Source organism: Lacisediminihabitans profunda (assembly GCF_008040105.1).
Classification (GTDB): Bacteria; Actinomycetota; Actinomycetes; order Actinomycetales; family Microbacteriaceae; genus Lacisediminihabitans; species Lacisediminihabitans profunda.
This window is the reverse complement of record NZ_VRMG01000004.1, coordinates 326,451-340,361: the sequence shown is the minus strand read 5'-3', so window position 1 is coordinate 340,361 and position 13,911 is coordinate 326,451. Positions and strand designations below refer to the sequence as shown.

Annotated in this window: 11 protein-coding genes; 5 read left to right on the top strand and 6 right to left on the bottom strand. The window is 67.0% G+C overall.

Going from position 1 to position 13,911, the window contains the following annotated elements:
• Positions 1 to 7: 7 nt before the first annotated feature.
• The 6 genes from FVP33_RS04165 to FVP33_RS04140 all read right to left on the bottom strand — a co-directional run bounded on the left by FVP33_RS04165 (position 8) and on the right by FVP33_RS04140 (position 8,090).
• The gene (locus tag FVP33_RS04165) at positions 8 to 1,225 is read right to left on the bottom strand and encodes an ABC transporter permease (protein ID WP_147782366.1); all 1,218 of its coding nucleotides are present in this window, start codon (positions 1,223 to 1,225) and stop codon (positions 8 to 10) included.
• A 2-nt stretch (positions 1,226 to 1,227) separates the two neighbouring features.
• Positions 1,228 to 2,154, bottom strand: coding sequence for an ABC transporter ATP-binding protein (locus FVP33_RS04160; protein ID WP_246142162.1), 927 nt, complete (start codon positions 2,152 to 2,154; stop codon positions 1,228 to 1,230).
• 46 nt (positions 2,155 to 2,200) lie between these two features.
• On the bottom strand, positions 2,201 to 3,727 hold the full coding sequence (locus tag FVP33_RS04155) for a glycosyltransferase family 39 protein (protein ID WP_187270567.1): 1,527 nt from the start codon (positions 3,725 to 3,727) through the stop codon (positions 2,201 to 2,203).
• Positions 3,728 to 3,804: 77 nt separating this feature from the next.
• Complete coding sequence (locus tag FVP33_RS04150; protein ID WP_147782364.1) at positions 3,805 to 4,833, bottom strand: sensor histidine kinase; 1,029 nt, start codon at positions 4,831 to 4,833, stop codon at positions 3,805 to 3,807.
• On the bottom strand, positions 4,830 to 5,543 hold the full coding sequence (locus FVP33_RS04145; RefSeq protein ID WP_342779841.1) for a response regulator transcription factor: 714 nt from the start codon (positions 5,541 to 5,543) through the stop codon (positions 4,830 to 4,832). The genes FVP33_RS04150 and FVP33_RS04145 overlap by 4 nt, the downstream gene beginning before the upstream one ends.
• A gap of 15 nt (positions 5,544 to 5,558) precedes the next feature.
• Positions 5,559 to 8,090 carry a glycosyltransferase gene (locus FVP33_RS04140; protein ID WP_147782363.1) on the bottom strand — a complete coding sequence of 844 codons (2,532 nt, stop codon included), beginning with the start codon at positions 8,088 to 8,090 and terminating at the stop codon, positions 5,559 to 5,561.
• 184 nt (positions 8,091 to 8,274) lie between these two features.
• On the opposite strand from FVP33_RS04140, the gene FVP33_RS20065 reads away from it, so the two are divergent.
• The 5 genes from FVP33_RS20065 (at position 8,275) to FVP33_RS04120 (ending at position 13,887) form a co-directional block, all read left to right on the top strand.
• Positions 8,275 to 8,400 carry a hypothetical protein gene (locus tag FVP33_RS20065; protein WP_281289360.1) on the top strand — a complete coding sequence of 42 codons (126 nt, stop codon included), beginning with the start codon at positions 8,275 to 8,277 and terminating at the stop codon, positions 8,398 to 8,400.
• A 34-nt stretch (positions 8,401 to 8,434) separates the two neighbouring features.
• Positions 8,435 to 9,208: a COG4705 family protein gene (locus FVP33_RS04135; protein WP_246142161.1), complete on the top strand. Its 774-nt coding sequence runs from the start codon at positions 8,435 to 8,437 to the stop codon at positions 9,206 to 9,208.
• 91 nt (positions 9,209 to 9,299) lie between these two features.
• Positions 9,300 to 11,159, top strand: coding sequence for a glycosyltransferase (locus FVP33_RS04130; RefSeq protein WP_246142160.1), 1,860 nt, complete (start codon positions 9,300 to 9,302; stop codon positions 11,157 to 11,159).
• 95 nt (positions 11,160 to 11,254) lie between these two features.
• Positions 11,255 to 13,252 carry a threonine--tRNA ligase gene (thrS, locus tag FVP33_RS04125; RefSeq protein WP_187270571.1) on the top strand — a complete coding sequence of 666 codons (1,998 nt, stop codon included), beginning with the start codon at positions 11,255 to 11,257 and terminating at the stop codon, positions 13,250 to 13,252.
• A 77-nt stretch (positions 13,253 to 13,329) separates the two neighbouring features.
• Entirely contained in the window at positions 13,330 to 13,887 is a 558-nt protein-coding gene (locus tag FVP33_RS04120) for an HIT family protein (protein ID WP_246142170.1), read from the top strand.
• The last annotated feature ends 24 nt before the right edge of the window (positions 13,888 to 13,911 follow it).

The window sequence follows — 13,911 nt, the reverse complement described above, 5'->3', positions numbered from 1 at the left end:
GTCGAGCCTACGACCGGGCGAACGCGGTCTTGAGCGAGACCTTCTTGGAGTACTCGATTGATCCGTAGCGGAAGAGGCGCACGGCGAGGCGAAGCACGATGATGCCGAGGGCGAACTGCTCAACGATCACGATGGTCGCCTCGAGAGGGCTCAGCGAGCCGAATCCGTTCCGCAGCATCGCGGTCACGGGCGCACTGTAGGGAAAGTACGTGAACAACTGCACGATGAAGGCGTGCGGGTCGGAGACCACCAGCGAAACCGCGTAAAACGGCACGAAGATGAGGGCCATCATGATGCCGAAGACCTGCCCTGCCTCCTTCGCCGTGGGCATGATGGCGCCGACCGCGACAAGGGTGCCCGTGAAGAGGGTGAAGCCGCCGGCGAGCAGCAACGCGCCGACGACCATCTGCCACGGGTTGATGTCGAGGGAGGAGAGGTCGAACTCCGGCAGGTTCAGGGCGGTGCGAAAGAAGACGTAACCGATGATGATCGGCAGGGTGAACACGATCATCTGCACGATACCGACGATGAAGAGGGAGACCACCTTGCCCACCACGAGGGTGGTCGGGTTGAGGGTGGTGAGGATCATCTCGCTCACCCTGTCTTCCTTCTCCTCGAGGGTCGACGTGAGCATCTGGTTGCCCAGCAGCAGGATGACGATGTAGAAGATCGCCAGGAAGAGCAGGGGAGGGATGACGCCGCCGATGCCGCCCGCCTCCACGCCGTCCTTGTAGGTGGTCGACACGACGGGCGCGGCGCCCTGGGCGAGGGTCGACAGCTTCGCGTCGCCGATCTTCGCCTCGGCGCTCGCCACGAGGAGCGCGGTGGCCACGGAGGAGTACTTGCCGTTCTGGAAGATCCCCTCGTCGACGCCGTAGACCCTGGTCGTCTGCGTGGTGGGGTCCGCCGGATAGGCGAAATAGGCGTCGAGCGCGCCGGACTTGACGGCGGCGATGGCTGCCTTCGGATCCGCTGCGAGAGTTCCGCCGAACGAGGCGACGAGCGCCGGGTCGATGTAGCCGGAGGCGTCACTGTAGCTGAAGGTGAGCTTGGCGTTCTTCTGCGAGTTCACGCTCTTGTCGGTCGCCGTGTTCGACAGCACGACGAGGGCGATCACGATTCCGAAGATCACGGGGACGATGAGCGTCGAGATCCAGAATCGGCGCTTGGTGAGGTTGCGTGTCACCTCGAAAGAGACGACAGTGCCGAGATTGTGCCGTGCCATGACTAGGCCCCCACCAGTTCGTTCTCGTCGCCGTACACCTTGACGAAGATGTCGTCGAGGCTCAGCCGGGTGGTCGTGAAGCTGCGCACGAGCACACCGGCGTCGACCAACTCGCGCAGGATGATGGCCTCATCCACCTTGCCGATCACGGTGAGCTCGGCGTAGTTGCGGTCCCGCAGGCTCGCCTCGTAGTGCGGTGAATCCGGGATCTCGCCGGAGTAGGTGAGCCGGATCATGGTTCCCCCATACTGATCCTGCACATCGGGAATGGTGCCATACGCCTCGGCCCGCCCGTCCTTGAGCAGGATCACCCGGTCGCACAGTCGCTCCACCTCTTCCATCTGGTGGGTGACCATGAGCACGGTGGCGCCCGCCTTCTTCTGGTCGTCGATGATGTCCATGAGCAGCCGGCGGTTGACCGGATCGAAGCCCTTGGTCGGTTCGTCGAGGATGAGGAGCTCCGGGTCGTTCATGATCGTCACCCCGAGCTGCACCTTCTGCTGCTCTCCGCCGGAGAGTTTGTCGAGCCTGAGCTTCGCCTTGTCCGGCAGGGCGACCCGTTCGAGGTAGCGGTGCGACCAGGCCGCGGCGTCGTGCTTGCTCAGGCCCTTGAGACGGCCGAAGTAGGTCATCACGTCGATCACGGACTCCTTCTTGTAGAGTCCCCGTTCCTCGGGCAGGTAGCCGAGCCGATCGCCGTTCTCGGGGGAGAACGGCTGGCCATTGATGTGCAGGATGCCCCCTGTGGGCTGGTAGATGCCGAGCAGCGCGCGGATGGTCGTGGTCTTGCCGGATCCGTTCGAGCCGAGGAAACCGAACGTCTCTCCGCGATTGATATCGAACGACAGGTCCTTCACGACCGTCGTGCTGCCGAAGTCCATGCGGAAATCCCGAATGTGGACGAGGGGCTCGGCGGCGGCTTGTTCCATGTCTACGACACTAGCCTCGGCAGGGGGCGGGCCGAGGTGACAAAAGTCACCTGCCGGAGGTCGGCTGCCGGGTGAAGAGAATGATGACACTCCGGTGGGTGCGGTACTCGGCGGTGCGGGCGAATCCCAGTCCGGCCAGGGTGTCGATGCCGTACGAATCGATGTGGGTCGGCGTCGCGTACTCGACCAGCCACAGCCTGTCGACGGCGGCAAGGCGACCGAGACTCGCGGTCGTCGCGAGGCTGTGGACGCGATCCGGCCAGGACGTGTTGCGGTAATACGGGGTCTCGAGCATCACGTCCTCGAGACCGGCGAATCCGGCGGGGTAGGTGCGCAGTGCGAGCCGGGGCCGTCTGGAGGGCCGAACACTCTCATCGAAGGCCACCGCGTCTCCCGCCTGCGCCCGAGCGCCGAGGGTGGCGCTGATCGCCGACCAGTCGCTGTCGTTCTTGGAATACGGTCCGCGTTGAGCAAGGTAGGCGGGAACCGCGAGGCCCACCACGGCCGCGACGGCGGCGGTGATCGCCCAGCCACGGCGCGAAGCCAGCCGATCCACTCCGCACGCGATCAGCAGGGCGGCGGCCGGCGCACAGTACGAGAGGTAGCGGGCCGTGAAGTCGGCGACAAAGAATTGGCTGGTCACGAGGATTATCGACGGCACGAGCAGCCAGGTCGCAGCGACGAGCTCCACACTCGGCAGGTGCGGAGGAGGTCGACTCGCGCGATCGCGCCGGCGAATGTGCGCCACGAGCGGCACGGCGAGGGCCACGATGATGAGGAGCCAGGCAATCACGGCGAACTCAACGCTGCCGAACCAGAGGCTCACGCTGAGCGTGCCGAAGCTCACCTCGGTGCGCGAGGCGAGGTAGGCGATCTGTCGTCGCTCATCGATCGCCCAGAAGACGAGGGGGGAGGCGGCGAGCAACGCCGCGGCGCAGGCCACCGTCCAGCGGATAAGAGTCGCCCGTCCGACGCGAGACGCCGCCAGCACGATGCCGTGGGCCACGACCAGGAGGCCGAGAAAGAGGAACAGGTACACGCCGGCGGCGAGGAAGGCGCCGTAGGCGACCCAGAGCCACGCTGGCGGGTAACGCCGTCGCACGATCTCGACCAGAAGGTACGTGAGCCAGGCCGCGACCGCGGCGCTCACGGCGTACGACCTGGCCTCCTCGCCCATGTAGGTCACTCGCGGGACGATGCAGCAGATTATCCCCGCGGCGACCGCGAGGCGGGGGGAGCGAAGGCGCGCCGCGATCAGGGTGACCGCCGCGACCGCGAGACCGACGGCGATCGCGCTGGGTAGCCGCAGGGCGAAGGGTGTCGTGCCGGCGAGGCGGATCCACCCGTGGAGAAGTAGATAATATGCGCCGTGGACGGCGTCGACATGGCCGAGCATGACGAAGAGGCTCGGGAGCGGTCGTTGGGCGGAGAGCAGACTCGCCGCCTCATCGCCCCACAGCGACGGGACCCACGAGCCGGTGGCGGACAGCACGGCGGCGGCGGCCCCGAGCGCGGCCGTCAGCCAGCCGAAGCCTCGCGGCAAGCGTGCTGCGGCCGTCGAACGGTGGTTCATCCGTGCCTTCCGTTTCGAGGGAACCTCGCCAGACATTCTGAGGAAGGTCCGGCCAAGAATCGGCGAAGAATCCAGCGTCAGCCCCGTTCGCTCGCCCGCGGGACGGTGAGAACGACGACGGTGCCGTTCGCCGAGGTCTCCTTGACCGACACTGTGCCACCGTGGCTCACCGCGATGTCGCGCACGAGTGCCAGGCCAATGCCGAACCCGGTTCGAGTGGTGCCGCCGCCGCCCGTGGCGTCGCCCGACTTGGCGAACCGGTCGAAGACGCGGTCGGGTGAGATGCCCCGGATGCCGGGCCCCTGGTCCTTCACCTCGAGGCTGACCCTGTTCTTGGTGCCGCGCAATGTCACCGTCACCATCGACCCGTCCGGTGAGTAGCGCAGCGCGTTGTCGAGCAGGGCGACGAGGCAGCGGTGGGCGCTCACCGCGGGCAAGGGGGTGAACAGGGGCCCGGGGGCATCGAGTTCGATACCCACGTTGCGGTCCTGGCCGACCACCCGCATCGACTCCACGGCGAGCTCGGCGATTTCCGTGAGATCCTCGGGGCCGGTGTCGTCTCCGCGGCTGCTCGCCGCCTCGGCCGCCTCGAGCAGATCGTTGACCACATCCATGAGCGATCGCGCGTCCCGCCGCAACTCAGCGACGACGGGTGTCGAGGGGTCGTCGGCGGCGAGGGAACGCTGAAGCACCTGGAGGCGCGCGTCGAGTACCGTCAGCGGAGTGCGCAACTCGTGGCTGGCGTCGGCGATGAACGCCCGCTGAATGCGCAGGGCGTCCCCGAGCGGGCGCACGGCACGTCGGGCGATGATCCAACTGAGTACGCCGGCCAGCACGACGCCGACGGTGCCCAGTACGAGGGCGAGGAGGAGGAGGTCGTTGGCGCTGATGTCGATGTTGTTCCGGTCCGGCACGAGTTCGAACAGTTCTCCGGGCCTGATCCTCGAGAGCACGAAGAAGAAGACCGCGCCGATCGCCGCGAACACCACGACCGCCGTGGCCAGGGTGATCTGCCAGCCGACCCGTCGGGAGGCTCGCCGCACGGCGTCGGCGTCGCTGTCGGCGAGCGCGTCGGTGCGCCTGTCGTCTCCGTCGTCTCGGCTCACAGTTGGCCCAGTCGGTAGCCCTGGCCGCGCACCGTCGTGACAATGGCCACGTCGGTCTTGCGCCGAAGGTAGTGCACGTAGGTGTCCACCGTGCCCGGGTTGTCGTCGCTGCCGAAGACCGCGCGCAGGATCTGATGGCGGCTGAAGGTGCGCTGCGGATGCTCGGCAAGAAGTTGCAGGAGCGCTGTCTCGCGGGAGGTCAGCAGGACCCGGCCGTTGTACGGTGAGTAGATGGCCCGACTCTCCGGGTAGAACTCCCACTGGCCGATCGAGATCACGGCCCCCTCGCCCGTGAATACCCGACGAAGTGCCCGCAGTCGCGCGAAGAGCTCGTCGAATTCGAATGGCTTCACGAGGTAGTCGTTCGCCCCGGCGTCGAGGCCCCTCACCTTGTCGCCGACGGTGCCGAGAGCGGTGAGGATCAGCATCGGGGTGGTCACCCGCTTGCCGCGAAGAGTTTCGATCACGCGGAGGCCGTCGAGCGACGGAAGCCTCCGGTCGACGATCATCACGTCGAAGTCGGCGGCCAGGGCCGCCTCCGTGCCGAGCAGCCCGTCCGCGACCAGGGTCACGTCGTAGGCGTCCGCGAGCACCTGGGCGATCAACGGCCCAAGTTGCGGGTCGTCTTCGATCAGCAGCAAGCGGGGTTTCGCTTCTTGCGCGATCTTCGCCATCACGGTCTCCGCATCAGCCAATCCAGATCGAGGCACGAGCCTCTGCTCAGGCTAGCGCTGCGTGGCTCTTCTCGTGACGGGCGACCCGGTCGCGCGGTAGAACTCCTCGACCGCCGCCCGGTTGTAGCCGCCGATGTCGATAGTCGCGCCCGGGACCTCGCCGCGCAGAAAGTCGAACATGCCCACGGCGAGGGCCTGGTCATCCATGGCCACGACGTGCACCGAACCGTTGGGGAGGGCGTCGCGCACGGAGGCGAAGTCCACCGAGACGACCGGAAGGCCGAGGATCGCCGCCTCGAGGATCACCATCGGCTGCCCCTCGTAGTTGCTCGAGAGCACGAAACAGTCTGCCGCAGCCATGATCGGAAAGGGGTTGCTGTACGGACCGGTCACCCAGGCGGCACCGCGCAGGCCGAGATGGTCGATCTGCCGTTCGAGGTGATGGCGCAGCGGGCCGTAGCCCACCAGAAGCAGCCGGGCCAGCGGCTGGGCCGCATGCACTATCGCGAAGGCGCGAAGCAGCCGGTCCTGGTTCTTCTCGGTGGAGTAGCGCCCGACCGTGATGAACCACGTGGTGCCGTCGTCGGCCAGCAGGCCGTCCGCCCACTCCGGCACCAGGATTTCCTCGGTCTCCGGATCGCGTGGGAAGTCCGCGAGGGTCCGGAGTTCCTGCTCCGCCCCGCTGAGCACGTGTTCCGCGTCGAGGAGATTGCGCGCGGAGGTGAACTTCTTCTCGTCGATTCCGTACGATGCGAGGTGCTGCCGGTTGACGTCGCTCAGGCTCGCCGAGACGGACACCAGCGAGTCGAATTCGCGGTACAGGTCGAACACGGCCGGGAGCGTGTGCTGCATTCGCTTGCGCCCCCTGATCACCCGGTGAGTCTCCGCCGCCATGTCGTTGTGCAGCCAGATCGACCGCCGTGCCTTCGGTGCGTGCAGAAGCAGAGTCGCCCAGAAGCTGGTGTAGCCGCTGAAGTCGGCCACGACGTCGAACCTGCTGTCCCCGAAGCAGCGCATCCACTCGTCGTCCCACAACCTGGCCTGAGCCCTGGTCGACCGGTGCACTGCCGTTCGGAGACGTTCGGCCATTCGTCGCCTGAGGTGCAGGATCTTGCTGCCGTTCATGCCACCCAGCCGCGGGAACTGCCGAACGCGTGGGTCGATGCGCGCCTGGTTCTCGCGCTGCTGCTCTCCTCGTGGCCTGGCGAAGACCGCGGAGACGTCGAACCTCTCGTGATCGATCGCGCCGAGAAGGTTGAGGGCGGACGTCGTGATCCCGTTGGACCGCATTCCCCCGAGGTGGAGCAGCATCGAGGTGCGCGGATTCTGCTCGATGCTGGTGAGGTTGTAGCCGTCTCGGAGACCTCGGAAGACGACGTCCACGACGCGGCTCGAGGCGTTGCCATCGTCGTGCCCGGTGAAACGCTCCCGCCAGGTTCCATAGGGCTCCGGGGGGCCGGGGTGGACGGCGTCGTCGCTGGCGAGCCCGCCGATCGCCACTGCGACCTCCTCGGGCGTCGAACAGAGCGGGCCCGGCCACTCGGCGGGCGGGTAGTAGGTGCCTCGGGTGCTCGAGTAGTCGGGCATGTCGGGCGTGTAAAAGACGATCGGACGACCGGTGGCCAGGAAGTCGAAGAAGATGGACGAGTAGTCGGTGATGAGGCAGCCGCTGAGCCCGAGCACGACGTTGGTGGGGATCTCGTTCGACACGAGAATCCTGCGCAGCCGGGGGTCGTTACGCGCGAACTGGTGCACGACCTGATGGGTCTTGAGCAGGACAATGTAGCGCTCTTCGCCGAGCCGGCCCTGAAGGTCGGACACGAAGTCGACGAGTTGCTGCACGTCGTCCGCGGGGGAGGAGAACGAGTCGCCCTTCCAGGTCGGGGCGAACAGGACGATGCTTCGATTCCCGAGGTCGATGCCATCGGAGGCGAGGCGCGCCCGCGCGGCGAGGAACTGGTCCTGGTTGAGCACCTGCCGGTCGAGGCGGGGATAGCCCTCCTCGATGATGGTTCCCCGGTACAGCCCCTTGAGTCGGTAGGCCCCCGCGTACATCCGTTCGGCCATGAAGGAATTCTGGGCGAGCAGGAAGTCGGCCTGCACGAAGTTTCGAAGGGTGTTGGCTGAATCGAACGCCCCGTTGGGCATGTCGTAGCCCATCTTCTTGAGCGGTGTCCCGTGCCAGGTATTCAGGTAGACCTGACCCGCCCGCTTGCTGAACTCGGGCGGGAAGGTCGCATTGTTGATGAGGTATTGAGTCGTCGAGAGCGCCCGGAAGTAGGCGGCCGACCGGTACTCGACGAAACTCACCCGGTCGTTGCCGGCGAACTCGCGTCGAATTCGGCGGTGCCGGTGAGGGCCATCGAGCACCCAGATGTGTCTCAGGTGGCCCTGGTCGGCGGCCCGGAGGAGCTCGCGGAAGATCGCCTCCGGATTGCAGAGCGCCCCGTTGCCGGCGAACGACTCGTAGAGAACGGTTCCCGGGAGAATCGGGCGTGACCGCCAGAACGCGACGGTTTCGAAGCGCAGGGCCCGAACCGCCCGCCGCACCCATCGCGACGCCCGTCGCACGGAAAGTCTCATCGAGCGCTCCTCAAGTCGTGGACAACAGGGTTGTCGCCCCTAAATTTTTTCGTTCAGGCGCTAAGAAATCTCTAAGAAGTCTCCCACGAATGAATGATTCTTAGTCATTTCTTTGTTGACCCGGCCGAGCATCGAAGGTTGGGCCGTATCGACTGGTCGGAACAGTACTCACGGAGGTGTGTTCATGGCATTGATCACCGAGACCGCGGTCTCCCTGCTCGTGGTCGGCCTCGTGGCCATGGCCGTCTGGGGTGCCGTCGTGCTGCTTTCAGAGGCGGGCGATCGGCTCGACCTCGGCGTGAACGAGTGAGTCGCTTCTTCGCACCCGAGTGGAGCCTGAGTAGGTGAACGACGGTGCCTCGCGGCGGGTGATGCGCAAGGTGCCGGAGGTGACTGCGATCTTCTGGGCCATCAAGATCGCCTCAACCGGCATGGGGGAGACGACCTCTGACTACTTCGTGAGACTCATCGACCCGGTGGTCGCGGTCGCCTGCGGCGCGCTGGCACTGGTCATCGCTCTCGCGATCCAATTCTCGGTTCGGCGGTATCTCCCGTGGGCGTACTGGCTGGCCGTGGTGATGGTGAGTGTGTTCGGCACCATGGCCGCCGACGTGCTTCACATCGGGCTGGGAGTGCCGTACCTGATCTCGACCGGGATGTTCGCCGTTGCTCTCGCCGGCATCCTGCTGGCTTGGTTTCTCACGGAAGGGACCCTGTCCATCCACAGCATCGCCAGCCGACGGCGGGAGGCGTTCTACTGGGCGACGGTGCTCGCGACCTTCGCGCTCGGTACGGCGGTGGGAGATCTCACGGCCACGACGCTGAACCTCGGCTACCTCGCCTCTGGAGCACTCTTCCTCCTGGTGATCGCCGTGCCCGCCGTCGCCCACTGGTCGGGCCGGGCGAACCCGGTAGTGACGTTCTGGTTCGCCTACATCGTCACCAGACCCCTCGGTGCCTCCCTCGCCGACTGGGCGGGACTGCCGCACGAGCGGGGTGGCCTGGGCTGGGGGACGGGCCCCGTGAGCGCCGCCCTCGGCGTGCTGATCGTCGTGCTCGTGGGCTTGCTCAGCGTCGCACGGCGGGCGACGGACGCTCTCGAGCCTTCAACCGAATAGCGGAATCCACCGGCGGCGCGCGGGCTCCCCAAAGAGGTGACACCCTACTGGGGACTTGCCGCCGTTGATCCGAGGCGGCGACCATGGAGTCATGGCGTTGGTGGGTGGGGAACCTTCGGTCACGGGCGCCGGCTTTGCCGCGCTCCTGCTCGATTCCGGGCTGGTCACGAATGATCAGTTGGCGATTGCGCGCGCCGCGAAGTCCAAGACCGGGGATCGCCTCGACGAGGTTCTTGTGAACCTCGGCATGGTGGATTCCGCCGTGCTGCTCAAGGTGATGGCGAGGGCGTGGAAGGTTGCGCCCGTCGACCTGACCACCATCGGGATCGATCGTGATCTCGTGCGACAGTGGCCGGCCGAGCGCTACCTCCGCGAGAACTGGGTTCCCGTGCGCGACCAGTCCAACGGGAGCGTGCTGGTGGCGACCGCGCGGGAGCCGGATGCCGCGAGGACCGCGACGATAGCGAGCGTGCTCGAGAGTCCGGTGGAGTTCGTCGCCGCCACCTCGTGGGACATCCGCAGCGCCGTCAAGCGCAGCTTCAAGGCCGAGATTGCGGCGGACGGCACGACCGAGCGGTGGCGCACGAACCCGTCCCTGTCGGCTCGAGTCGTGGTGTCGAACGGCCAGGCCGTGGGCGGCATCCTCTTCGGGTTGGTGCTATTCACCCTGGCCGTGCTCTCCCCGTCGGCCATGGGCGCCGTCGTCGTCGCGACGGCGAGTGCGGGGTTCCTCGCGGCAGCGACGTTCGTGCTCGTGATGGCGGTTCGCGGCGAACGGGCTGACACGCCGAATGCGCCGGACTCGCGGATTCTCGACGACCTGCTTCCCCTCTACACCGTGTTGGTGCCCGTGTTCCGCCAGGCGTCCGCCGTGCCTCGGATGATCGCGACCCTGTCGCGCCTCGACTACCCGGCCGATCGACTCGAGGTCCTCATCCTCGTGGAGGAGGAGGACCGGGCCACGAGGGACGCCATCCTCGCCGCCACGCCCCCGCCGGGCTTTCGCATCGTCACCGTGCCCGCTGGAGCTCCCGAGACGAGGCCGCGGGCGTGCAACGTCGGGCTCTTCGTCGCCCGGGGAGAGTTGCTCGTCGTCTACGGCGCCGACCACGTGCCGGCTCCCGACCAGTTGAGGAGGGCCGTCGCCGCCTTCGCTCACGCCGGGGGCGACCTCGCCTGCGTTCAGGCGTCGATCAGCTACTCGAACGCGCACGATAACGTGCTCACCAGGCTGGTCGCCCTCGAACGGTCGTCCTGGGCGGATCGGGTGCTTCCGGCCCTCGGCCGGTCGCGATTCGCCGTGCCAGCCGGGGGAACCTCGGAGCATTTTCGCACCGCTGCGCTTATCGAACTCGGCGGCTGGGATCCGTACAACGTGTCGGAGGATGTGGATCTGGGCGTGCGGATGAGCGCGATGGGTTACCACCTGGCACCCGTGGCGTCGACCACCGAGGAGCCGGCCGCGGCGACGGTGCCTGCCTTCATCCGTCAGCGCAGCCGCTGGACCAAGGGGTATCTGCAGACCGCGCTGGTGCACTCCCGGAGGCCGCTCGCCCTCATCAGGCAGCTTGGGTTCGCCCGGTTCGCCGGCACGGCCCTGTTCGTCGCCCTCACCCCGATGGCTGTGCTCATGGTGATTCCCTTCTACCTGCTCGTGCTCACAGCCCTCGTGCTGCCCGCCGGTGTCATCGATACTGTGCTGCCCGCGTGGGCGCTCACCGGCGGAATCGCGGCGTTCGCGGTGGGGATGGCGGAGATGATCGTGGTCTCCGCGTTCGGGCCGGTTCGGCGAGGCGACGTTGCGGCCGTGGCGCTCGCCCTGCTGGCGCCGATTCACTGGATCCTGCACTCCGTCGCGGCGTACAAGGGCCTCGGCCAACTGTTCACGCGCCCGCACTATTGGGAGAAGACGGATTCCGGACCTCGCCGCTCCAGGTCGGCCGGGGCGTAGCGTCGGCTGCCCTCTGCGCCGGTCGCCCGCCTGTCCGACGCTACAGTTGTAGACACCAACCCTGCGTCGTTAGGAGCACCCCCGTCGTGTCAGAATTGCCCGCCGGCCACGAGTCCAACCTCGAGTCGATCACCGCGGCGGAGACGACGACCGGGTTCGAGCTGTTCCCGGACCGCGCCGTCGTCGCCGTCCGGATCAACGGAGACCTTCGAGACATGGCGGCGGAGATTCGCGCGGGGGAGACGGCGGCACCCGTGCTGATCTCGTCGACCGACGGCCTGAACATCCTCAGGCACTCGGCGGCGCACGTCGCCGCCCAGGCCATGCAGTCGATCAATCCGGCGGCCAGGCTCGGCATCGGCCCGCCGATCACCGACGGCTTCTACTACGACTTCGACGTCGAGAGCCCGCTCACCCCGGAGGATCTCAAGGCCGTCGACAAGGCGATGGAACGCATCATCAAGGCCGGCCAGCGCTTCGTGCGCCGCGTCGTGACCGAGGACGAGGCGCGCGCGGAACTGGCGGACGAACCGTACAAGCTCGAACTCATCGGCCTCAAGGGCGGCGCTGACGAGACGGCCGACAACGAGTCGGTGGAGGTTGGCGGCACCGAGCTCACGATCTACGACAACGTCGACCCGCGCACCGGGGAGACCGTCTGGAAGGACCTCTGCCGGGGTCCGCACCTGCCGAACACCCGCCTGATCGGCAACGGCTACGCCATCACCCGCAGCGCCGCCGCCTACTGGCGCGGGTCGGAGAAGAACAAGCAGCTCCAACGCGTCTACGGCACGGCCTGGCCGACCAAGGACGAGCTGCGGGCCTACCAGGCCCGCCAGGAGGAGGCCGCCAAGCGCGACCACCGCAAGCTCGGCGCGGAGCTCGACCTGTTCTCCTTCCCGGAGGAGATCGGCTCCGGTCTGCCGGTCTTCCATCCGAAGGGCGGCATCATCCGCCGGGAGATGGAGAACTACTCGCGGATCCGTCACGAGGAGGAGGGCTACTCCTTCGTCAACACCCCCCACATCACCAAGGGCGCGCTGTTCGAGGAGAGCGGCCACCTCGGCTGGTACAAGGACGCGATGTTCCCGCCGATGCACCTCGACGAGGCGCGCAACGAGGAGGGTGAGATCACCCGCCAGGGTGCCGACTACTACCTCAAGCCGATGAACTGCCCGATGCACATCCTGATCTACCGCTCGAGCGGGCGCTCCTACCGCGACCTGCCGCTGCGGTTCTTCGAGTTCGGCACCGTCTACCGGAACGAGAAGTCCGGGGTCATCCACGGGCTGACCCGCGTGCGCGGGCTCACCATGGACGACGCCCACATCTTCACCTCGAAGGAGAAGATGAAGGACGAGCTCACCACGACGCTCAATTTCGTGCTCTCCCTGCTCAAGGACTACGGCCTGACCGACTTCTATCTCGAGCTCTCCACCAAGGATCCCGACAAGTACGTCGGCGATGACGACGTCTGGGAGGAGGCGACGGCCACCCTCGCCGAGGTCGCCCGCGAGTCCGGTCTCGAGCTCGTGCCAGACCCGGGCGGGGCCGCGTTCTACGGGCCGAAGATCTCCGTGCAGGCCCGCGACGCCATCGGCCGCACCTGGCAGATGTCCACGGTGCAACTCGACTTCAACCTGCCGGAGCGATTCGAGCTCGAGTACACGGCGGCCGACGGCACCCGCCAGCGACCCGTCATGATCCACCGCGCCCTATTCGGCTCGATCGAACGCTTCTTCGGCGTGCTCACCGAGCACTACGCCGGGGCCTTCCCGGTCTGGCTGTCTCCCGTGCAGGCGGTCGGCATCCCCGTCGCCGAGGAATACGGACCGTACCTCGACGATGTGATCGCCCAGTTGAAGGCCGCCGGCGTGCGCGCCGAGGTCGACCACGGCAACGACCGGATGCCGAAGAAGATCCGCAACTGGACCAAGGCCAAGGTGCCGTACCAGCTCATCGCCGGGGAAGAGGACCGCGCGGCCGGAGCGGTGAGCTTCCGCTACCGCGACGGTAGCCAGGACAACGGAGTGCCGGTGGCCGAGGCGATCGCGAGGATCACGGCGGCCATCGCCGCGAAGGTGCAGGTCTGAGCGTGGCGGGGGAGTCCACGATCGAGCCCGGCCGGGCGGATGCCGCCTACGGCGCCGCCGACTTCGCCGGGGTCGAGATCGAATCCTCGAACGACTTCGCCGCCGTCCCGGACGCCTTCCAGCGGCTGTGGACGCCGCACCGACTCGTCTACATCGAGAACGGGCAGCAGCCTCAGAAGCACGAGTGCCCGTTCTGCATCGCGCCGTCGATGACCGACGAGAAGGCGCTCATCGTGGCCAGGGGCGAGCACTGCTACGTGTTGCTCAACCTCTTCCCCTACAACTCCGGGCACCTGCTCGTGTGCCCGTACCGGCACGTGGCCACCTACGACGAGGCCACGGCCGAGGAGGTCGCCGAGATGGCGAGCCTCACCCAGACGGCGATGCGCGTGCTCACCGCGGTGTCGAACTGCGATGGCTTCAACATCGGGATGAACCAGGGCCGCATCGCCGGTGCCGGCATTGCCGAGCATCTTCACCAGCACATAGTTCCGCGCTGGGCGCTCGACTCCAACTTCTTCCCGATCATCGCCGGCACCAAGGCGATCCCGAAGCTTCTCGGCGAGGTTCGGGCGGATGTCGCGGCCGGCTGGCCCGCGTCGACGCAGCGTGAGGCCCCCTCCGCTTCGTCCTAGAATGGTTAGGCCTCGCGACGCACC

Excerpts from the sequence above, each read along its gene's own strand:
- FVP33_RS04165 (WP_147782366.1), bottom strand. The coding sequence starts at position 1,225 with ATGGCACGGCACAATCTCGGCACTGTCGTCTCTTTCGAGGTGACACGC.
- FVP33_RS04160 (WP_246142162.1), bottom strand. The coding sequence starts at position 2,154 with ATGGAACAAGCCGCCGCCGAGCCCCTCGTCCACATTCGGGATTTCCGC.
- FVP33_RS04155 (WP_187270567.1), bottom strand. The coding sequence starts at position 3,727 with ATGAACCACCGTTCGACGGCCGCAGCACGCTTGCCGCGAGGCTTCGGC.
- FVP33_RS04140 (WP_147782363.1), bottom strand. The coding sequence starts at position 8,090 with ATGAGACTTTCCGTGCGACGGGCGTCGCGATGGGTGCGGCGGGCGGTT.
- FVP33_RS20065 (WP_281289360.1), top strand. The coding sequence starts at position 8,275 with ATGGCATTGATCACCGAGACCGCGGTCTCCCTGCTCGTGGTCGGCCTC.
- FVP33_RS04130 (WP_246142160.1), top strand. The coding sequence starts at position 9,300 with ATGGCGTTGGTGGGTGGGGAACCTTCGGTCACGGGCGCCGGCTTTGCC.